Origin of the sequence: Clostridium bornimense (assembly GCF_018917145.1) — a bacterium.
GTDB classification, from domain to species: Bacteria; Bacillota; Clostridia; order Clostridiales; family Clostridiaceae; genus Clostridium_AN; species Clostridium_AN bornimense_A.
On the sequence record NZ_JAHLOD010000008.1, the window covers coordinates 34,135 to 55,769 of the forward strand.

The window sequence follows — 21,635 nt, forward strand, 5'->3', positions numbered from 1 at the left end:
CTAATTTAGATAATGTATCTAAAGTAGTAGCTTCTTATACAGTTATTAAGAATGGTAGTTTAGCTAATATATCTATTCTCGATAATTATCTTTTCGATAACTTACTAAATATTGACTTTAATAATAACGAAACTTAAAAAAATCTAACGCCTTTTAGGCAAATAATCTTTCTGATAATTAAAAAATAAAATAATAACCCTCGACAATACAAATTATCATTGTCGAGGGTTTCATAGTAAAATCAAAACATGATCTTTTAAAAAACCACCATAAAAATTATTTTTTACTTACCATTTCTTTTAAATATCTTAATTAAGCTTCCCAATAATAATGATACAATTAATCCAATACCTACATATATTAACGTTTTACTGGATTCTTTATCTTCCCTTGTATCATTTTCTTTAAATGAATTTTCATTATCATTGTTTTCAGAATAAGTTATAGATTCATTTACTTCTACATCATTTGATATATCTTTTTCTTCATCTACATTTATATCACTAGCAATATTAGCACTTTCATTAACAGCATTTTTATTAGTATCAACTTTATTTTCTTTGTTAGCCACTGTATTAACTATTGTATTTTTTACTTCACTATTTACAACAGTATTAGATACTTTATCTTTATCTAATATATTACCATTAGGCTTATTGCTTTCATTATCATTAGGTTTATTTGTTTCATTTCTATCTGGTTTTGATATTTCCGGTGCAGTTACTGGAGCACTTACTATTGTAATATTAACTTCAACATCACAAGCAACACCATCTCTACGTAATAATCTTACAGTAATAGCATGTCTTCCTGGAGTAGTTGGTACTTCTCCTATGATTTGTCTACCTATGTATAATGAATCGTCCTCTAGTACAATACTATTCAAAATCATTGATTCAATATCAGTTGAATTTTTATCATAAACAAAAGTATTTTGAGAAAGATTTACTTCAGGTTTTTTCTTTGTACCTTTATAAATAACTGTTGGTTTCATTTCCTTTATAACTTCTTCTTTTACAATTGGATCTCCTACTGGGTTACCTTTTTCAGTTTTCTGAATTGTTGTTACCTTCTTTACTCCTGCCTGCCCTTTTTCTGTTCTAGTTTCTCCTATATACAGATTTGCATCTTCTTTTTCTATAACCTTTATTGGAATCTTAACATTATCATCTACTGTTACAATTTCACCTTCTATTTTCTTTGTACCCTTATAGATAATTGTTGGCTTCATTTCTTTTATAACATCTTCTTTTACAATTGGATCTCCTACTGGATTACCTTTTTCAGTTTTCTGAATTGTTGTTACCTTCTTTACTCCTGCTTGTCCTAACTCTGTTCTAGTTTCTCCTATATACAAATTTGCATCTTCTTTTTCTATAACTTTTATTGGAATCTTAACATTATCATCTACTGTTACAATTTCACCTTCTATTTTCTTTGTACCTTTATAGATAACTGTTGGTTTCATTTCCTTTATAACTTCTTCTTTTACAATTGGATCTCCTACTGGATTACCTTTTTCAGTTTTCTGAATTGTTGTTACCTTCTTTACTCCTGCCTGTCCTTTTTCTGTTCTAGTTTCTCCTATATACAGATTTGCATCTTCTTTCTCTATAACCTTTACTGGAATCTTTACATTATCATCTACTGTTACTATTTCACCTTCTATTTTCTTGGTTCCTTTGTAGATGATTGTTGGCTTCATTTCCTTTATTATTTCTTCTTTTACAATTGGATCTCCTACTGGGTTTCCCTTTTCTGTTTTTTGAATTGTTGTTACTTTCTTAATTCCTTCTTGTCCTTTTTCTGTTCTAGTTTCACCTATGTACAGATTTTTATCTTCTTTCTCTATAACCTTTACTGGAATCTTTACATTATCATCTACTGTTACTATTTCACCTTCTATTTTCTTGGTTCCTTTGTAGATGATTGTTGGTTTCATCTCTTGTATCTTCTCTATTGTAACTTTAGGTTCTCCTACTACAACACCATCTTCTGTTCTCCAAATCTTAGTAACTCTTTCGATACCTTCAATTCCTTTTTCAATACGAGTTTCATCTTCCCATAACTTATCATCAGTTTTACTTATGGTAGTTGAAGAAATCTTATTTTCTGTTACTTCTTTCTTTTCACCAATAACTACATCTTTATAAATAGAGCTTCTAAAATCATCGGTACTTTTTAAATAATACTGTAATATCTCTTTCTTTAATGTTTCTACCTTATTTACCCCTTGATTTATATCATTTATATTATACTTTTTATTAATTTTCATTGTAGCTAAATCTGCTTCAACTGCAACATCCATCTTCTCTTGTAACTCTTTATAGTCAGAAAAAATATCTGTCTTTTTTAACTTCGATATTTTGTTTTTTCTAATTGCAAACATATCCTTTTTAAATGAAGCTAAATTGCCATTGTACTCATTTAAAATTTTATTTAATGCTTCTTCATCATTCTTATATTGATTAGAAATATAAGCTACCATACCATTGCTATAACCATATTGTGCTAATATTTCATAAGCATTTCTCTTAAATGTTATTTCCCCAACAGCACCTGAATTATTTTGCATAGCTGCATAAATTGGATTAAATAAAGGTACTACATAATATCCATTATCCGTTACTGTTCCTGTTGTTAATATTCCATTAACCTTAGTTCTTCCTGATACTATGTTATTATCAATTAAATCATCAATAGTATTTAATCTTTCTGCTGTTTCTTTACTTATATTTTTGAAAGTATCATTAACTATACCAGTTTTTTTAGAATCTTGTGTTAAAGTTATTTGATTATATAATATAGCCTTGTCTTCTGCACTTTGTTTTAATGAACTCAAAGCTTCTACATAATCTAATGTATATATAACATCCATTAATCCTTTCATGTACTGCTGCATATCATCCTCTGTCTTAAATCTTTCTGGTGATTTATTTTGTATTCTTTCATCCCCTAGTTCATAAGACAAATTTAAATTAAATATTGGTTCTGTTATTAAAGAACCTCCATTGTTATTTATAGTTTCAAATAAACCTCTAGCATAGGTTTCCGCACCTTTTCCTGTTCTTCTATCATATCCATTTAGCCAAATTTTGTTATCTAAAATATGTGTTACTTCATGAGTATAAGTTTCTTGTCCTCTATCAGTTAATGATTTAGATAAAAACAGGTTAATACAATCATTTGTTCCTGCTTGTCCCTCTGCCATCATATATTGTGAATAAAAACCTAAAGGTGTAATAAACTCACGAACCCCAAGTAATGCCTTACTTCCTGTTTCCTCTGACCATAGCTTTTCCATAATATCAGCTTTACCATAGTTTAATAAACTATCAATTACAATTATGTTTCTTATTTCTGAAAACTTATTATTAACCTTACTTATTCTATACCAAAAATCTATAAAGGCTTCTTGCTTTTTAGCTGTTTTCTCTAAATCTCCTCTTAAATCTTCCATTGTTATATTATCTTTATTTTCAAAATATGTATCTACTAAACCATATGTAACAGTACTCATAGTACTAATTGCATAAATACTCTTATCACTAACTGCTAGCAATGGGATTAAGTGCGACTTTAGTCTATCATCATTTACCATCTTATTATATATAGAAGTTTCTCCAAAGTTGCTATTACCTTCAACTATCCATGCTTTACTTGTTTTCTTAAACCAATCAGATGCAGATTTTTCTGTTGTATATTTTTCTACTGCCTTATTAATAAAATCTAATATATTCTTTTCACCTGTAATAGGGGCAATTTGATTAGTATATGTTCTTATATTATTTTTAAGTTCTAAATCTGAATAACTTAAGTTTCCTATACCTATTACAGAATCTAATGTACTATAAGTTATACCTTGAACCCCTGCATTATATAATATTAAATCTTTTGCACTTTCATTTCCAAAAGTAAAGCTATATTGTTTTTCTAAATAAGTTAATGCTAATAATATATTAGTTTTATATCTACGAACATATTTTGCTTCAGCATATGTTGAGTTAGTAATTATTTTTTTTAAAGTTGGTCTTAAATCAGCCTTTACTTTATCAAAACTTGACTCTAAATCAAGTCTAGTCATATATAATGTTCTAAGTGCACTTTTTATTTCTTCTTGTTTTGGCTCTCTTTTATATTCATTTCTTAACTTATTAGTAATATTGTATATATCATCAGATCTTTCATAAGCGTTTAAGCTATCATACAAATCTTCGTATTTAATATCATTCAACTCATCAAAAATTTCATCTATTATTTTATCGGCTTCCTCTGGCGTAACCAATGCATCTACATTCACTGTATTTATCTTTGTATCTTCTGATAATTCATTTGAAAATTCCTCCATAGAATTTTCATAATTAGATACTTCCTTAAAACTTTGAACTGCAGATGCTGCAGATACTACTACTGGTGAAACTAATGACACCGAAAGTACTACTGATACTAATCCCATTGTAGTTTTTCTAAGAGCATACTTTATAACTCTTTTTTCATTCTTCTTTTGTAATAGTTTTTTCATCTCATTATTCCTTTCTTTATATAGCTTCAAGTCTTTCATTATATCTAAGAGATTACATTTATTTTAAAATCATTAAAACCATATGCTTCCAATTAAATATACATATTTTTATAATCTAAAAGAAGTCTATAATTACTATATTTTTCGTATTTTTATAAGTTAACTTTATATTTTTATAAAATTGATTTAATTTTTTATAAATATTATCAATAAAAATGAATTCTGTAGCAAATTTTCAAACTTAAACAAATAATTTGTCTAACTATTAGATGTCATATAATAATGTCATGCAAATTTGCTAAAAACTAAGTGTATTAAAATAAACCCACTAAAATCAAAAATAATCTTAATGGGTTTATAAAAATTCTTTATACTTATTAAACCCTATACCAAATTACTACTTTTCAACGCCTTATCCCTTTTTTCAGCTTTCACAAAATAATTAATATCCTTAACTATTTCTTTTTTAGTTTTGTTAATGTATTTTACTTCTTCTGGTTTATACAAAATATTATATATCACATTAAGCTCCAGCTTCGTTAACTTTTCCTTTTTATTACTAGATAGCTTGTCCCATTCTTCTTCAACATTTATACTAGGTTTTACAAAGGAAAGTTCATATTTTTTTATATCATTGCCTTTATTTATATCCCTCAATATATTTTCTAACTTATCATTATCATTTTCTTTTTTCTCCTTAATTTCATTATTATCATACTCGTTTAAGTTCTTTATAATCTTATTTATTACTGCAACATCCCTCTTGCTGCCTATAAGTACACATATAGATTTATATTTATTTAAGCTTTCAATCATTTCATCACTAGAAATTTTCTTCATTCTTTTTTCCCCTCAATATCCTTAATTCTATCTTCAATTTCATCAACTAACTTTGCAAACTCTTTATTACAACTTGGCTTACCTTCCTCTAAGCTATCAGAAATTTCTTTATAATCCAATATTACTGTCTTGAATAAATGATACTTATCCCCGATTCTTTGTCTAAACTTATCTGTATTCACTTGAGTTTTTTTCTTATATTCAAATACTCCCAATAATTCTGGTTGCTTTCCAAATGCAGCTTTTGCCACATCATCTTCACCTTTCAAATACTTATTATAAAACTTATCTAAAAGTTCTTTATAATGACTTATTCCATTAGTACTAATAGAATCCATTATTGTTGGTATTATATAATAATCAGAAACAAGAAAAGATGCTAATGTAATTATGTTATTGCTTGGTGGGCAGTCAAAAATAATATAATCGAACCTTTCTTCTAGTTTGCTATGTTCTATAAACTTCTTCATCATCATCACATCATGTACTTCTCTTCGCATATTCAAACATTGAATATCTAATCCACCTTTATCATACAAATAACTAGACGGAATAAACTTAACTTCCCCATTGTCTTTAATTAGTTTATCAACATCAAGAGTCAAGTCATCAAAAATACCCTGTCTTGCTGCTCTATAATATATGTCAACAACATAGTTTAGTGTCTCATCATTGGGCAAATTAGAAAAATCATCATTTGTTTTTGCATTATAACATATTTCCGATAACGAAGACTGTGGATCTAAATCTATCATTAATACTTTTTCCCCTCGTTTTGTTAATATACATCCCATATTGTAAGCAAAAGTTGTTTTACCCACACCACCTTTATAATTGCCAATAAATATTTTCCTAGACATAATATCTCCCATTAATAGTGTTTACTAATACCTATTAACATAAATTTAATTTTATACCTACAATAATATTTCCATTGTATATAAATTTATATTTCATCAACTAATTCTTAAAATTATTTCTTTATATCTAAATTTTCCTCTTCTAACTCATCTAACCCTTCTCTGTAATCAAATTTCAAAACAATTCTAAATCCTTTCCAAATACAATAATTAATCAAAAATCGGTTAGAATAACTATATGATTAATTGCTTATCATAATAAAATATTAATAACACTGAGGTATTACAAATGAAAAAAATCATGAAATTTTATTCTATTTTATTATTTACTATAATCCTTTTGCTTACTTATCCAATAGATACTTCACCCAATGCGCAGCTTATGGCAGATTCTGATATCAACTTTACAAATACCGATAACTCTTATATAAAAAACACTATAGTTCCTAAATCTCTTTATGTGATTTCAGAAAATAATATGACTAATGCAGAAAAGACTATGATTGCAACACTTCAGGGAGGTATAGCTTCAAAATCTGAAACTCAGATTTATATTTTAAGTCCTAGTGAACCTGATTATGAAATATGGCTTAAATCATTCTACAGTAATCGAACTGCCTAGCGATAAATTTATGCCATTAAGAGATTATGCAATTCTCTCCAAATCATTAATATTTTACGAAGAAGATGTAAACGATAGTTCATTTAGAGAAAAGATTTTCAGCTCTATGGATGAAGGAGGAAGAATATTAGGCTGGGGACCCGATGAACACACAAATGTATCGATTTCTTCAAAATATGGAATAGATATGATTGCTGCTGACTGGTCCTACAATCTTTCTGTATTAAGTTCATATAAATGTAGTCCTCAAAGTCAAAAGATTGATAATAATTTTAAAGAAGAAGATGGTGTTCATTATGTTACATTTATTATGTCTGATGGTGATAATATGCAATGGCTCCTTGGAAGCAATTTCACCATGAAAAACTGGTCAAATAATAAACCTATTATTTCCTGTCGTGATTTACTTTGGAGTGGATTAGAAGATGAGGATCAACTTATTACTAATATTTATACTAAAATAAACTCTGGTTATACCAATATTAAAGATCCAAATTCCTATACATTTGTATATGTTCACGTATGGAGTAATACTATGGATAATGTTAATAATGTTGTAAATAAATTAAATAAGAATTCAAAAGTAAGAATTGTATCTCCAGATACTTTTATAAAATTAATAATAAACAATGTACCCCATGTTGATACTTAAACTTATATATTTTTTTAGTGACAATTCGTTTTGTGCAAAATATTGTATCTATCAATTTTACTTATTTCACATAAATTTTTCTTTAACTAAAATAAACCCACGAAAATCAATTAGATTTTCGTGGGTTTTTCATTTGGTGGAGGCGAGCCTTACCGTTTGAAATGTACAATATATATTAATAAATATAGGCATTTATAAATATTAGTGTAGAGTTTAATTCTCTACACTAATTAACTTAAAGTCGCTGCTATTTGTTCTTGAGTATCTACCATTAAATTATTTAGTTTTTCTATTTCACATATTAAATATTCAGATAGCTTTTCAGCAAATTGTTTAAAATATTCCTTATATCTACTTATCTCACTATGAGTAATACTAGGACTTCCATCTTGATGTGTAATATAATTTCTCTGATTTGTTATATTATTAAATGTTCCCTTAAAATCATGTTCTTCTACTTCATCTAAAAGACTTTCTTCTAATGAATATACTTTAATAGTCTTAAATATATCTTTTATTCCAATCTTGTTAAATAGCTTTATTAATTCATTAGCCCCATGTTTACCATAATTAAACTTATTGTTCACCTTCATTTTTGTAGTTTTTTCATCATTCCATATATCTGCTATGTTTTTTAGGCAAGTAATTTTCTTTGAATTTTCTTCTTTTGATACTATTTTCATTAAATCACTTACAACATCAAGTGAGAAGCCTATCCTCATCCATTCAGGCACTTGTTCATTTGGTAAATTTAATTCATTAATGTAATATACAAACTCTTCAACGATTGCTTCAATAAAGTTTTCAAATTTTGCTGCTAATAGTAGAATTGCACTTTTATTGAGAGCTACATACTCTTCATTATTTTGTATATTATTATTTGCCATATCTACTATTAACGCTACCTCCTTTAAACTATCCAAATAATTATCTAAACATTCAAACTTTACTTTCATATACTATCCTCTCATTACCTGTGCTAACCTATCAGTCCAACTTTTCATTCTCTTCTCTATTACTTTAGTATCTGATGTAGCTTGTGTAACAAGTATATTGAAATCAGGTTCTTTCAAGATGTTTTTATATAAATCTAATATCTCAATTTTATTATCCTTTATTTCATCTAATGAATACTTCTCAAATCCAATCATTATTACGTCCATTATTGATCTATTTAGTTTATTTTCATAACCTTCATCATTTAATTTTCTAAAAGCATTTTCTCCAAACACTTCATAAACCTTGTCTATCGTATTATTGAACCTTTCTCTTAAATTATTAACATATATATCTGTAGCATCACTATTCTTTTTCATAAATGAATTTAAATATGGCTTAACACTCCCCTTATAATCTATTAACTTATTACTCTCTTTATCATAGTTTTCACTAAATGCTAGATATCTTAATATTAATTCACAATCATTCATTCTCTTATGTGGAGCTTTTAACCCTAAAATATTTAAAAACTTTTTGTTTTTTCTTAACTCTTTAATCATGTCATTTAAAGGCCCTCTATATAAGCAATTTCTTAATTCTTGTTCATTTAACTTAACTGATCCAGTATTTAATCTCATAAATATATCATACTTTATTTCAGGATTAGAATCATTAAATATTAAAATAACTCTTAAATTTCCATTGTTAAGCATTCTTTTTGCTTTTGGATTCAAATCCTCATATTTAAGACCATTTAATTCTTTTAAAACTTCTAACCCACTTAATTTAAAATTATTATCATAAAATCTTTTCAATGCATTTAATCTTTGAAGTCCATCAACAATATTCCAAGCACTATCTTCCTCTTCAGAAGCATAAATAACCGGTATCGGAATATTAAGTAAAATGGATTCTACTAATAATGAAGCTTTTTTATTATCCCAAATATAATTTCTTTGATATTCTGGACTAAAAATAATATCCTCATTTCTTATCATATTTACCAAATCACTTACACTCTTATCATATGCTTGCAACCTTAATTTTCTTTGTTCCGCTGGTATTTCAACTATTTCTCCTTCTTCTTCATCAATTAAGTTAATATCTGAATCATCTACCTCTTCTCTACCGAAGTATAATTGCTCCATTCTTAATCCCCCTTTATATTTAATTAAACAATTTTCCCTTGAACGCTCTCTGCATTAATGAATTAAAATTATTCTCTAATTCTTTTAAACTCTCTTCCATTTCAAATTTCAATTTGTCGACTTGATTAACAAAGTCAGCAAATTGATTTTGAAGTTCTATTGGTGGAACAATAACATTTTGTTCACTTAATATTTTAAGATTTATATTTTTTTGTGCTGATTCAGGAGCTGAATCTTCTAATATTTTTTGTAAGAAAAACATCCAAAATTGAATAAACATATTATTAGTTTTATCATTTGGTATAAATGCAACTACACTGTCTGGAAAACAAGCATCAAATGTTAATATACTTGTCTTTGCAATATTAGCAGCAATAGTAATACATAAGGTTCCCTTATCCCACATTTTACTTTGCTTAAGACCTAACTCTGAATAAGTCTGTGTGTACTCTTTTAAATATATACCAGCATTTGCAATATCACCAGTTTGTACTAAAGGATATGGACCACCTAATAATTCAGGTGCATTTCTTGGTCTATGTTTTGACTTCCCTCTAGATAATTCACCTAACTCATTTAACTTTTTCTTTTCCCATCCTTTTGGGTTAGTAACTGGGTCACCAAACATCTCGATAAATTTTGATTTAACTAATTCATCTAATAGATTAATAGCTTGTTTTCTTTTCTCTACCACATCTTCTGCTTTTTTTAAAACTTTAACTATTTTCTTTTGAGCTTCTAATGATGGCACAGGTATACTGCAATTAGATATATTTTTAGCACTTATATTACTTACTACACAACCATTTGCATCTTTAATCACAGCTCTTTGAAACTCATCAGATCTTAAGAAGTAAAATAGATACTCTCTATCTAGTTTATTCACTTCTGTTATTTCGAATTTTCCAACGCGCTGATTTAATAATGACGCTTCTGTATATGAATATCTTGATATCTTCCCTATGCTCCCTGACATTGATATAAGTATATCACCCATCTTAACCTCATACTGCTTATTGTTTTCTAAGAATTCATTAGGATAACATATTTTTTTATCAATTATAACTTTATTATTTTGTAAGTTATTAATTCTTATTATAGGTACTTCATTTTCAGTAAATTGATTACTTTTAAAGGCATATCCATTTTTTAATTTTGTGACATCTTTTAACTTATATAACTTAAATTCTTCTTGCCACATACTACTTCACCAATCCTTTTAAACTTTCTATGTCTTGTAAAATTGAGTTTTCCAACTCTTCAAGTTTACTTAATATAACTGACGGCTTTTCATATACAACATCTTCATACTCAACTTCTTTATACTTATTAATAGAAAGATCATACCCATTGTCTGCTATTTCTTTTTTTTCAACCCAGAACCATTTATCTTCCTTAGTTGGATCTAAAGTTTTATCTTTCCTAACTGATCTCCATTTCTCAATAATATCTGGAATATCTCCATCATTATTAAGCTTATTTCTCTTATCATCTAATGAGAAACCATCACTTTGCATATCATAAAACCAAACTTTATCTGTTTCTCCACCTTTAGTAAAGATAAGTATAGCAGTTGATACACCTGCATATGGCTTAAAAACTCCTGATGGCATTGATATTACACCTTCTAAAGCATTCTCTTCTACTAATGCTTTTCTAATATCTTTATGAGCTTTTGTTGAGCCAAATAATACTCCATCTGGTACTATAACTGCACATCTTCCTCCTAAATCAAGTATTCTATTTATAAGCTTCATAAATAAAAGTTCTGTTTTAGTTGTTTTTGCTCCCTTAGTTAATGTTGGATTTATATCATTAGCATCTATACTTCCCTTAAATGGTGGATTAGCTAAAACTAGAGTATACTTATTTTCTTCATCATAAACCTTTGACATAGCATCCATTTGTCTTACATTAGGATTATCTATACTATGAAGCATTAAGTTCATTGATGCTATTCTAACCATTGATGGGTCAAAATCAAATCCATAAAACATATCTGTTCTAAAATGCTCCCACTCCTCATTACTCATCATATCTCCAATTCTGTTATGAAGATTACCTTCTTCATCTGTAAATACACTTTCAGGCCTTGTATATTTTTCAAGTATATATTCTAATGAATTAATTAAGAAACCTGCTGTACCACATGCTGGATCGCATATCTTATCTTCTGCTGTAGGATCCATTAACTCAACCATCATTCTTATTATGTGTCTAGGAGTTCTAAACTGACCATTTACTCCTGATGTTGCAAGCTTTGATAAAAGGTATTCATATAAATCACCTTTTGTATCTGAATCATCCATGTTAATTCCTTCTATAAGTCTAACTGACTCTTGTAATAACGATGGTTTAGGAATCATAAATACTGCATCTTTCATTTCAGCAGTAAAACTTGATTCAGCTCCTCCTAACATCTTAATAGCAGGAAATACCTTTTGTGATACTACATCAAACATTTCATTTACATCTAAATGTTGAAATTCAGACCATTTTAATAATTCATAGTTAAAGTCCTCAGTTGATTTATTATCTGCTATTAACTTATCATTCAACTCTTTAAATAAAGAAGTATATGGCACTTCCATTCTATTAGCTCTTTTTGCCTTAGCATTATCTATATCATCTAATCTCTTTATAAATAAAAGATATGATATTTGTTCAATTACAGTCAGAGGGTTTGATATTCCCCCTGACCAAAAGTTATTCCATAGTCTATCTATTTTACTCCTAATTTCTGCACTTAACATATGTTGTTCCTCCTAAATTTATGAAATATATGTTACCTTAAATGGTTTTATCAAATCGAAAACATCATCTGCCATTCTACCAAATATACCTTCAACACCATCTGGATTAAATGTTGTATATGGTTCCCTAAACAATGCTTTCACTGATATCCCTTTATTTTTAGCAATATCATTCTTAATTATTTCTAAAGTCTTAATTTGTGTTGCATTCATTTTATTATGATGATTTTGAATAAACTCCTCAAAAATCTTATTTAGCTCAACATCATCTATTCCAATAAACTTCCTTACTATACCAACTATATCATCTTTACTGATATCAGTTTTACTAGATAATTCATCTATGCTATAAACAAAGTCATCTCCAAATATTGAATATACACCATTAATTTCAGTTTCAGTTAGTTTCTCGCCTTTTCTAATCTTATGGATTATAATTTGATCCTTTAGTTTTTCTTCTATAGCTTTCTTGACTCTTTTATCATAAGGTTCCATATTAGAACCATAAAGAACTGTTCCCGCACTAACTTCTTTCACAATTCCACCAGTGTCCTTTATATCAAATACAATGAAAGTACTTGAATTTGCACCTTTATACTTCATTAAATCTCGTAAGTCACTTCTTATAGATTCTAACTTTTCATAACTCAATCCTTCCCATCCTGATGGTTCTAATAGTGACTTTACAAGTTCCCTCTTGCCATCAAACTGACTAAGATTTATTTTAAGCTTTGCTAATCTCTCCATTGTGGAGTTAATTTCCCGAATCATTGCATCCTTATCATCTTTTTCAAAGTAATAAAGTATTCTGTAAATACAATTATCAAAAGTTAATGCATCTGTACTATCCTTTGCTTCTATCCATTGAATTAAAGGAGCTATCTCCAATTTAAGTTTTTTAATAAAATCTTCACTTAAATGTGTCCAATATTCTTCTTTCTTTACTTGCTCTATTCTTTTTCTATTCTTCTTTATTTCAATACTTTCAGTAGGAAGTTCATCTATATCTGATTTCAGCTTTTTAACGAAATCTTCTATTATATCACCTTGTCGCTTTTCTTTATATAATTCTAGCAATTTACATTCTAATTCAAATCTAACTTGCATTGATGTCTTTTGAGGCTTTGGTATAAACCCTTTAGGATTCATTTCAAAAAACTCAAAGTTTTTGTAACAATCAAATATAACAAACTCATCTTTATCTCTTCCATCTCCAAAAAGGTTATCACATCTTCTTGTTCCTCTACCTATCATTTGCCAGAACTTAACCTTTGAATAAATAGGTTTAGCAAATACTAAGTTAACTATACTAGGCACATCAATACCTGTATCTAACAAGTCTACTGATATTGCTATTCTAGGAAAATCTTCTGTCTTAAACTTTTCAATAAGGATATCCTTATCTTTTATTCCTGAGTATATTACAGCTGTCATTTTACCTTTGTATTGAGGGTATAATTCGTTAAACAAAGAATCCAGAAGGTTAGCATGATTCTTTGATTTTGCAAATATAATTGTTTTTCCTAAATGGTCTCCTACTTTTATGCCATCTTCCATAAGGGATTTTAATATAAATCTATTGGTGTCCTTATTAGTAACCTTCTTTTCTAACTCATCTTTAGTAAACTCTATTTCATCCCCATTATATCCATCTTCATCTACCTGATGTCTTTGCTCCTCTGTCATTTCACTATACTTAATTCCTTTTCTTAAGAAATTTGTACTTGTATCTTTAACCCTTGGCTCTATAAGATAAGGTGGTATATGGCTCCAAGCTTCATCTACTGAAAAGTTAAATGTAGGATCCTCTGTATCACAATTAAATAAATCAAAGGTATTACGTTCTATAAAATCAATAGGTGTTGCTGTTAATCCAATAATATTAGAATCAAAATACTCTAGTATATCTCTATATGTCTTATATATACTTCTGTGAGATTCATCACATATTATTAAATCAAAGAAACCAACACTAAATTTACTATAGTAATTTATCATTGTTTGATATGTTGAAAAATATAATGTTGCTTCTCTATTGTCTGCATTCTTTCCTGTAAACCTACAAGATATTTGTTCTGGCATAAAAGTCTTGAAGCTATTAGCATCTTCCTTAGCCTGTTTTACAAGTTCATCTCTGTCTGCTAAGAATAATACTCTTTTAGCCCAATTAGCTTCCATCATTCCTTTAGTTAAAGCAATAACTGTTCTAGTCTTACCTGTCCCTGTTGCCATTACTAAAAGAGCTCTTCTATATCCATTTGAGTATCTCTCATATACTCTCTTTATACCTTCTATTTGATAAGGTCTTCCTGCTATATTTTTATCTATTTCTACCTTATTTAGGTCTTTCTTATATTTATGTTTAAAATATAATTCTTCTAAATCCTCTAAAGTATAAAATCCCCATATCTGTCTAGGTTCACTATACTTATCATCCCACATATATATTTCATATCCGTTAGTATAGAATATTATTGGTCTTATTCCATAGTCTCTTTCAATTGTATTAGCATATTCAACAGCTTGCTGACGTCCTATTATTGGATCTACTGATGTTTTCTTTGCTTCCACAACCGCAACTGGCTTTCCTTTTTTATTAACTAACACATAATCAACAAACCCCTTCTTGCCATCTTCTTTATGATTATCAAGAGGAAATTCTACTTTAACAAACTCAGTATTATTAACATCCCATCCGGCATCCTTTAACATTAAATCTATAAGTTTCTTTCTTGTTTCTTCTTCATTTAGATTTAAAGTTTCTTCAACTTCATCTTGAATTCTTTTATCAGCTTTTTCATCTACTCTAGCTTCAACTTCGTTCTTAACTTCTTCAATAGTTTTATGATGTTCTTCTTTGTTAGCTTCTTTTTCCTTTATGTATTCATCAATATTGTATACAGGAGCTTTAGAGTCTACAGCCTTAGGTATATCAAATTTCAATGGTTTTATTGAGGTGTCTTTTGTTACACTAATATAAAACCAAGCAGAAACCTTATACATGGCAACCAAGCATTCTAACGCATCTTTTTTACTTTCATATCCTTCATGATTAGCCTTATTACCGTATCTTCTTACAATATCAAAAAGATCTGGTATAGCTTGATTTATTTTTCTAGTTCTTAAAATTTTGATTTTATCATCCTGTGTGGCAAATCTATCAACATCAACCCTTAATGCTGCTAATACAATATCTATAATTTGTTCTCCAAACATACGCATTTTTAGCATTGATGCATTACTGTCTGTATGAAGATAATTTTCTGCTTGAGCACCTAATTTAGCTAAGGTTGCCCACTTTTTATTTAAAAATCCAAAATTAGACATATCTTCCCCCCCATAATTAATACTTCTGTCTCACCTTTACTTTCGCATATAATCATCTATTATTATAACATTTTATTACTGAATATTCTCTATTGCTTTTTATAATTACATAGATGTATAATACTTATAATCTATTTCTTGTTAATATAATACAAGGAGGAATTTAGCATGCATACAAATATGGGATTCTATAATGTATCCCAATTATTTAAGCTCTTAAAAATATGCTCTAAAAATAATTATAGTAGGATATCTATAAAAACATCTTCTGAGGAATGTTTTGAGCTAAAAGCTAATGAACCTATTAGTAAAAATATATATGAGTTTCTTGAAAGCTTAGTAGAGTTTCAAACTGAAACTACGGAAGAGCATATAATAATAAAAATTAATATTAAAGAAGACTTTAATCGTAAGAAAAGGATGTTTAATAAAAAATTTGAATATAGAAATGAATTAAATCAATTGGCAAATTGCTTATTTATAGACAATGGTGAACAATTCAGCATAATTGATGAAGTGCTAGAAGATGAGAATTATATAAGGGTGCAAGTACCAAAGTATTTTTATAGGTACTTATATAATAACGTACCTTTATAAAAAATAGATAATATTTATATTAACAAGAAAGTAGATTTTTAAATGTGTTGTATCCATTTAAGAATCTACTTTCTTGTCATTTTCGACAACCAAAAGCAAAGGAGATGCCCCCACGTAAAGCATCTCCTTAATTATTTAAAATCTAAATCATCCTTTAAAAATATTTTTTTGGATGACGTTTGTACTTATACTTAATAGTATATATTAACACAAATTAGAAATCAATATTACTTTATTAAATATCTATTTAATCATTTCTATAATCTCATATATCTTTTTACCTTTAAGCACTAATTTTTTTATAAAATTTTCTCCTGCTACCTAGCTATTAATATTAAAACACTATTAATCGTTTCATGCCCCACCCCTGTTGGTTATAATTTCTGTAGTAAATGCTTCTCTCCCTTAATATCCACTTATTTAAATAAATTTTAGCAATTACGAGCTGGTGTTTTGTGCTTTTTTTGCATATTCTAGCTTATTTTTGAGCATCTTATTGGCTATTTATCAACATCATAATATACATCTCTCTATACTATTTCTGTAACTTACTTGATAGCCTTCGGCACTATTATCTAGTCCATATATTTATAATTTCCCCTTTCGGGGTGTTATTGAATTAAAATATATAATTTTGAAAGGATGATTCAAATGAAAAACACTTTATTAAATTTACTAAAGGAAAAAGACTATACCATTAGCGAGCATACTAACACTATATCCTTCTTCAATGATATCTATTCAGTTAACTTATGTACCTATAATACTACTTTTACTGTATGGATTAATTCACTCCAATCAGACATAGCAAGTTCAAAACTTCTTATTAGTTTTAGTTCTATACCTATTAATATCAAAGCTATTAGAAATTGGCTACATACTATAATAAGCTTGCAAATCACAGACTCATATAATACCTTAAATCCTTTAACACTAATTAATGATACTATCCTTAAAGCAGCCTACACTGATTTATTAAACCTATTAGATGAATATTTAATATATTTAGCTATTAACCCTCTTTAGAATTAATTTATGCTACTAATTCTAATCTCTTATTAACATAAATACAATGCCTTAAGCAATCAATATCTATTGCTGGTATATACATAGATGAATATATATAATGTACTCCTGAGTCAAGAATTTTCTTCTTATATTTTAATATTGATTTTTCACTTATAGGTGAAACCTTTATTTCTCCATTAAGATACTTAATTACCTTTTTTGATGTTTCTCTCATTTTAGGAGTTGTAAATATTAAATCCATCTTCTTCATTAACTCTTTCCTCGTTACCTTTTCTTTATCCATTTGCATATCCTTCATAAAATCAATTAATAATTTTTGCTGGTATCTTATATCACATGTATCACTTAAAGTTGCATATGGACTTAAATTTCTAAGTAGTACACTGTAGCTAGGCTCCTTATTATATACATTGTATTCATTGCCATATGTATTCCATAAATTCACACCATAAGATAAAATGCATGTAGCCCCATTTAAAATATACTCATTACCACTATTAAACTTAAAGCACTTGTAGTTACTAAAATCTGAACAAATATTAATAAATAAATTATCTGCCCTAACGCTTTTATTAATTATATCTTTTCTTATATTTCTTACCACTCTTACAATCTTTGTTCTACCATTTTTAGCTTCGAATCGTAGCACTGTATTATTAACAGGACAATCTATTTTCTTATTTCTGTACTTTGATTCTTTTTTCTTGTTATATACTTTATATAAGCACTTACTTTTCTTTCTGTCTGTACCACTATAATAATATATTGTTCCTTTATCAGCATATTCATCATCGATTTTCTTCCTATTACTTTTTGTTTTTAGTAATACGTCATATAAAGCTTCAGCTACATCTTCTGGAACAACTATATCTATATAAGTTTCTTCTCTAGTAACACCCCATGAATTCACATCACTTATTTTATTAAAATCTAGTATATCACCTACTCTATCCTCTAAATAATCTTTAATGTTATTTATATCTATATTAGTCATTAAACCATTTACAGTCTCTTTAATTAGTTTGTCCATATTTATACTAATAAGTAATCGTCCACTGAATACACTAAAATTATAATATTTAATATATATATTTTCTTTCATAATCCAATAATCTATTCTACTGTTTATACTATCACTATCTTTAGTATCTAATTTAACTCTCTTCCTATTCCATAAATTAATATTTTTATTGATGGTTTTAAAATTGGTTGCTATCGATATATCTATTTTATCTTTACTCATTTTCTCACTCCTATATTATAGCTTAACCCTTTATTTAAAAGGGTTAAGCTATATAAAACTAATAAAAAAGTTCCACTAAATTTCATATATTATACCCTTTCAACTTCTTTTTTATTATCAATGTATTCTATTAATCCCTTACAGAACATATCTACAACTGAATTTAAATAAACAGTCCTTATCTCATTGTTATTTACTTCTTTATCTAATAATAATCCTGATTTTCTATCAAACGTGTATTTTACAATTTTACTTTCCATAATTTTCCTCCTTTGTTAACTTACTTTGTCTGTTGTCGAAAATGACAATTAGTAATCCAAGTTACAATATTATATTTTTTGTATCTTGACAAATGAGATATTAACATAGTATTGTATATCTTGTAAAGTATATTACAAAAAAATATTTTTCGTAACTAAGGAGGATTTATGTTTAATAAAGAAAAATTTAGCTCATTACTAAAAGATGCTATAGGCTCTAACAGAACAATTACAGAGTTTTCAAATGAATGTACTTTAGCTAGACCTTATCTTTCAAAATTTCTTAATTGCAAATTAGATACACCACCATCACCAGAAGCAATTGCAAAAATTGCCTCTAAAGCCAGAAATAACATTAGCGAATGCGATTTACTAGTTGCTGCTGGTTACACAACATATGATGACTATATAGAGTCTACTTTAGAAAACTTTAGCGAAGGTGGTGATTTGTTTAATACCACAATTAACTTTAAAGAAAATATAAGCAATAACCATAAAGAGCTAATATCAAATATATCACCTAAAAAGATTCCAGTCTTATCTGATATAAAAAGCACTAAGATGGACTTAAACATAGGTGAATACTTAGCTTATTATGAGTATACAGCTGCTTTAAATGATGATACTAATAAAACATATTACCTATACTCTAAAGATAATAGTATGATTCATTCAGGTATTACTGCTGATAGTATTGTTCATTTTATTACTCAAGATTATGCTGAAAACAATGATTTAGTCATTGTCCTTATTAACTCTGAAAGCTATATAAGAAGATATCGCAAAATCAATAATATAATATCATTTATATCTGATGATCCTAATTTTGATTCATTTGCTTATCTAAATAGTGATTTTAAAAAACAAGATGTTCATATAATAGGTAAGATAACACATTGTAAAACAGCATTTTAACAACCGCTACCTTAACATATAACCTTGGAATTAACGTATAGAATTAACCTTAGTATTTACTAAATATACTTAGGAGAGTGAGTTAAATGCGTGCTGCAATATATGCTAGATACAGTTCTAATAATCAAAGAGAGGAATCAATAGATGCTCAAATAAGAGCTATTAAAGATTACTGCGATAGTAATGGATACTCTATTGTCAAAACTTACATTGATGAAGCTAGATCTGCAACTACAGATAATAGACCAAATTTTAAAAATATGATTAAAGATAGTGAACTTAACCTTTTCGATTGTGTTATAGTTCATAAACTTGATAGATTCTCAAGAGATAAATACGATAGTGTAACTTATAAGAGAAAACTACGAAATAATAACGTTTCTTTATTTTCTGTTCTTGAAAAGCTTGACGATAGTCCTGAAAGTTCTATTATGGAGTCACTACTTGAAGGAATGTCCGAATACTATTCAAAAAACCTTGCTCGTGAAACTATGAAAGGTATGAAAGAAAATGCCTATAAAGCTATGCACACAGGAGGAAAACCTCCTCTTGGATATGATGTAGATCCTCTAACGAAAAAGTATCTTATCAATGAAACAGAAGCTAAAGCCGTTAAATTAATATTTGAAATGTATGCTAATGGTAATGGCTATATGGCTATTGTTGACAAACTGAATACTTTAAACTTTAAAACTAAATTAGGCAACTCATTCAGTAGAAATAGTATTTCAGAGATTATCAGAAATGAAAAGTATACCGGTGTATATGTTTTTAATAAAACACCTAAAAAGATAAATGGGAAAAGAAATTCTCATGTAACTAAACCTGAAGAAGAAATTATTAGAATAAAAGATGGAATGCCTAGAATTATTGATGATGAAACATTCCTTAAAGTTAAAGAAAGACTTGCTAATAATAAACGTAATGCCTGTAATAAAGCTAAAGAACCTTACGTACTTTCTGGCAAAATCAAATGTGGTCTCTGTGGTTCTGCAATGGTTGGCCATACTAGTAAATGTGGAAGAAGTAAGAACAAATACTCTACCTACAGATGTGGAAGAAGGTATAGATATAAAGACTGTTCTATGAAACCAATAAACAGAGATTATATTGATGATATTGTCATAAAACAATTATCTAAAAATATCTTCTCTCCTAAATCAATAGAAAAGCTTACAAAAGAACTTACAAAATGTTATAACAAATCACTTCAAAATAATAAATCTGAAATTAAGAATATCGATAAGCAACTTATACAAATTAATAAAGAAATAGATAATCTGATTACTGCTATTGCAAGTGGTATAAGTAGCATTTCTATAAAAGATAAACTTAATAATCTTGAAGAAAAGAAAATTCACCTAAGTACTCTTAAAAGTGAACTACAATGTAGCCTAGATTCTAAAGTACTTGATGAAAACCTAATTAGACAATATCTATTAAAAGATGCTTCTCTACTAAAAAATAAAAGTGTTGATGACATCAAAAATATCATTAACACTTATGTTGAATCTGTTTTAGTGTACGATGAGAAGGTTGAAGTTAACCTTCTTATTGTACATATCAATGGTGGAGGCGACGGGAATCGAACCCGTGTCCGAAAGCTGACACCCATAAGCATCTCCGAGCGCAGTTGATATTTTAAATTTCCCTCAGTAGGCGCCTATCAACAGGCTTCTACCTTAGTAGCTTCATAAAATCCCGTTCCGCTGTCAAAGCTTTCAGCGGCTCGTTTCCCTACAAAATCGACGCCTTATCCCGGACCGTAGGCCTTCCAGGTAAGACGGCTGCTGTTAATTAAGCAGCTAAAGCGTAATTTTCGTCAATTAATTTTAATTCCCAGTTTTTTAACGCGGGTCCAGGGCCCTCGGCTCGCTTCTCATGAATCCCATACCCCCGTCGAAACCATTGCGCCCCCATATTATAAG

15 protein-coding genes, 1 other RNA gene and 1 pseudogene are annotated in these 21,635 nt (G+C 28.2%); 6 read left to right on the forward strand and 11 right to left on the reverse strand.

All coding sequences use genetic code 11. The features are described from left to right. Nucleotides 1-283: 283 nt before the first annotated feature. The 3 genes from KQI30_RS04315 to KQI30_RS04325 all read right to left on the reverse strand — a co-directional run bounded on the left by KQI30_RS04315 (nucleotide 284) and on the right by KQI30_RS04325 (nucleotide 6,222). On the reverse strand, nucleotides 284-4,522 hold the full coding sequence (locus tag KQI30_RS04315) for a ZmpA/ZmpB/ZmpC family metallo-endopeptidase (RefSeq protein ID WP_216462006.1): 4,239 nt from the start codon (nucleotides 4,520-4,522) through the stop codon (nucleotides 284-286). Between the two features lie 384 nt (nucleotides 4,523-4,906). Continuing rightward, the gene (locus KQI30_RS04320) at nucleotides 4,907-5,362 is read right to left on the reverse strand and encodes a hypothetical protein (RefSeq protein ID WP_216462007.1); all 456 of its coding nucleotides are present in this window, start codon (nucleotides 5,360-5,362) and stop codon (nucleotides 4,907-4,909) included. After that, nucleotides 5,359-6,222: a ParA family protein gene (locus tag KQI30_RS04325; protein ID WP_216462008.1), complete on the reverse strand. Its 864-nt coding sequence runs from the start codon at nucleotides 6,220-6,222 to the stop codon at nucleotides 5,359-5,361. Before KQI30_RS04325 ends, KQI30_RS04320 begins: the two co-directional genes overlap by 4 nt. A 289-nt stretch (nucleotides 6,223-6,511) precedes the next feature. Between KQI30_RS04325 and KQI30_RS17020 the strand changes: the two genes are divergently transcribed. Both KQI30_RS17020 and KQI30_RS04330 read left to right on the forward strand, forming a co-directional pair. Beyond that, complete coding sequence (locus tag KQI30_RS17020; RefSeq protein WP_253287380.1) at nucleotides 6,512-6,844, forward strand: GxGYxYP domain-containing protein; 333 nt, start codon at nucleotides 6,512-6,514, stop codon at nucleotides 6,842-6,844. After that, nucleotides 6,801-7,496 carry a GxGYxYP domain-containing protein gene (locus KQI30_RS04330; RefSeq protein WP_253287381.1) on the forward strand — a complete coding sequence of 232 codons (696 nt, stop codon included), beginning with the start codon at nucleotides 6,801-6,803 and terminating at the stop codon, nucleotides 7,494-7,496. Before KQI30_RS17020 ends, KQI30_RS04330 begins: the two co-directional genes overlap by 44 nt. A 230-nt stretch (nucleotides 7,497-7,726) precedes the next feature. Here KQI30_RS04330 and KQI30_RS04335 read toward each other — a convergent pair whose 3' ends face one another. Genes KQI30_RS04335 through KQI30_RS04355 form a run of 5 tightly spaced genes read right to left on the reverse strand, consistent with a single transcriptional unit; the run spans nucleotide 7,727 to nucleotide 15,663 of the window. Continuing rightward, a complete protein-coding gene (locus tag KQI30_RS04335; protein WP_216462009.1) occupies nucleotides 7,727-8,452 on the reverse strand; it encodes an MAE_28990/MAE_18760 family HEPN-like nuclease in 726 nt (241 codons plus the stop codon). Between the two features lie 3 nt (nucleotides 8,453-8,455). Then, on the reverse strand, nucleotides 8,456-9,583 hold the full coding sequence (locus KQI30_RS04340) for a DUF262 domain-containing protein (protein WP_216462010.1): 1,128 nt from the start codon (nucleotides 9,581-9,583) through the stop codon (nucleotides 8,456-8,458). A gap of 19 nt (nucleotides 9,584-9,602) precedes the next feature. Further along, the gene (locus KQI30_RS04345) at nucleotides 9,603-10,784 is read right to left on the reverse strand and encodes a restriction endonuclease subunit S (protein WP_216462011.1); all 1,182 of its coding nucleotides are present in this window, start codon (nucleotides 10,782-10,784) and stop codon (nucleotides 9,603-9,605) included. A gap of 1 nt (nucleotide 10,785) precedes the next feature. Continuing rightward, on the reverse strand, nucleotides 10,786-12,336 hold the full coding sequence (locus KQI30_RS04350) for an HsdM family class I SAM-dependent methyltransferase (RefSeq protein ID WP_216462012.1): 1,551 nt from the start codon (nucleotides 12,334-12,336) through the stop codon (nucleotides 10,786-10,788). Between the two features lie 18 nt (nucleotides 12,337-12,354). After that, complete coding sequence (locus KQI30_RS04355; RefSeq protein WP_216462013.1) at nucleotides 12,355-15,663, reverse strand: type I restriction endonuclease subunit R; 3,309 nt, start codon at nucleotides 15,661-15,663, stop codon at nucleotides 12,355-12,357. Nucleotides 15,664-15,831: 168 nt separating this feature from the next. On the opposite strand from KQI30_RS04355, the gene KQI30_RS04360 reads away from it, so the two are divergent. Together KQI30_RS04360 and KQI30_RS04365 are read left to right on the forward strand one after the other, a co-directional pair. Then, a complete protein-coding gene (locus KQI30_RS04360) occupies nucleotides 15,832-16,260 on the forward strand; it encodes a hypothetical protein (protein ID WP_216462014.1) in 429 nt (142 codons plus the stop codon). Between the two features lie 651 nt (nucleotides 16,261-16,911). Continuing rightward, the gene (locus KQI30_RS04365) at nucleotides 16,912-17,286 is read left to right on the forward strand and encodes a hypothetical protein (protein WP_216462015.1); all 375 of its coding nucleotides are present in this window, start codon (nucleotides 16,912-16,914) and stop codon (nucleotides 17,284-17,286) included. A 7-nt stretch (nucleotides 17,287-17,293) separates the two neighbouring features. Here KQI30_RS04365 and KQI30_RS04370 read toward each other — a convergent pair whose 3' ends face one another. Together KQI30_RS04370 and KQI30_RS04375 are read right to left on the reverse strand one after the other, a co-directional pair. Next, nucleotides 17,294-18,532 carry a hypothetical protein gene (locus tag KQI30_RS04370; protein WP_216462016.1) on the reverse strand — a complete coding sequence of 413 codons (1,239 nt, stop codon included), beginning with the start codon at nucleotides 18,530-18,532 and terminating at the stop codon, nucleotides 17,294-17,296. 89 nt (nucleotides 18,533-18,621) lie between these two features. Further along, a complete protein-coding gene (locus tag KQI30_RS04375) occupies nucleotides 18,622-18,792 on the reverse strand; it encodes a hypothetical protein (RefSeq protein ID WP_216462018.1) in 171 nt (56 codons plus the stop codon). Between the two features lie 168 nt (nucleotides 18,793-18,960). On the opposite strand from KQI30_RS04375, the gene KQI30_RS04380 reads away from it, so the two are divergent. Beyond that, nucleotides 18,961-19,707, forward strand: coding sequence for a S24 family peptidase (locus KQI30_RS04380; protein ID WP_216462019.1), 747 nt, complete (start codon nucleotides 18,961-18,963; stop codon nucleotides 19,705-19,707). Between the two features lie 86 nt (nucleotides 19,708-19,793). Beyond that, nucleotides 19,794-20,831: pseudogene (locus tag KQI30_RS04385) on the forward strand (recombinase family protein); the annotation flags it as partial. A gap of 443 nt (nucleotides 20,832-21,274) precedes the next feature. Here the strand turns inward: KQI30_RS04385 and ssrA are convergent. Then, nucleotides 21,275-21,625: a transfer-messenger RNA gene (gene ssrA, locus KQI30_RS04390) on the reverse strand. Between the last annotated feature and the right edge of the window lie 10 nt (nucleotides 21,626-21,635).

What these genes read in the sequence shown, in the direction of transcription:
- KQI30_RS04335 (WP_216462009.1), bottom strand. Translation starts at nt 8,452, where the DNA reads ATGAAAGTAAAGTTTGAATGTTTAGATAATTATTTGGATAGTTTAAAG.
- KQI30_RS04325 (WP_216462008.1), bottom strand. Translation starts at nt 6,222, where the DNA reads ATGTCTAGGAAAATATTTATTGGCAATTATAAAGGTGGTGTGGGTAAA.
- KQI30_RS04350 (WP_216462012.1), bottom strand. Translation starts at nt 12,336, where the DNA reads ATGTTAAGTGCAGAAATTAGGAGTAAAATAGATAGACTATGGAATAAC.
- KQI30_RS04355 (WP_216462013.1), bottom strand. Translation starts at nt 15,663, where the DNA reads ATGTCTAATTTTGGATTTTTAAATAAAAAGTGGGCAACCTTAGCTAAA.
- KQI30_RS04315 (WP_216462006.1), bottom strand. Translation starts at nt 4,522, where the DNA reads ATGAAAAAACTATTACAAAAGAAGAATGAAAAAAGAGTTATAAAGTAT.
- KQI30_RS04345 (WP_216462011.1), bottom strand. Translation starts at nt 10,784, where the DNA reads ATGTGGCAAGAAGAATTTAAGTTATATAAGTTAAAAGATGTCACAAAA.
- KQI30_RS17020 (WP_253287380.1), top strand. Translation starts at nt 6,512, where the DNA reads ATGAAAAAAATCATGAAATTTTATTCTATTTTATTATTTACTATAATC.
- KQI30_RS04330 (WP_253287381.1), top strand. Translation starts at nt 6,801, where the DNA reads ATGAAATATGGCTTAAATCATTCTACAGTAATCGAACTGCCTAGCGAT.
- KQI30_RS04360 (WP_216462014.1), top strand. Translation starts at nt 15,832, where the DNA reads ATGCATACAAATATGGGATTCTATAATGTATCCCAATTATTTAAGCTC.
- KQI30_RS04340 (WP_216462010.1), bottom strand. Translation starts at nt 9,583, where the DNA reads ATGGAGCAATTATACTTCGGTAGAGAAGAGGTAGATGATTCAGATATT.
- KQI30_RS04380 (WP_216462019.1), top strand. Translation starts at nt 18,961, where the DNA reads ATGTTTAATAAAGAAAAATTTAGCTCATTACTAAAAGATGCTATAGGC.
- KQI30_RS04365 (WP_216462015.1), top strand. Translation starts at nt 16,912, where the DNA reads ATGAAAAACACTTTATTAAATTTACTAAAGGAAAAAGACTATACCATT.
- KQI30_RS04375 (WP_216462018.1), bottom strand. Translation starts at nt 18,792, where the DNA reads ATGGAAAGTAAAATTGTAAAATACACGTTTGATAGAAAATCAGGATTA.
- KQI30_RS04370 (WP_216462016.1), bottom strand. Translation starts at nt 18,532, where the DNA reads ATGAGTAAAGATAAAATAGATATATCGATAGCAACCAATTTTAAAACC.
- KQI30_RS04320 (WP_216462007.1), bottom strand. Translation starts at nt 5,362, where the DNA reads ATGAAGAAAATTTCTAGTGATGAAATGATTGAAAGCTTAAATAAATAT.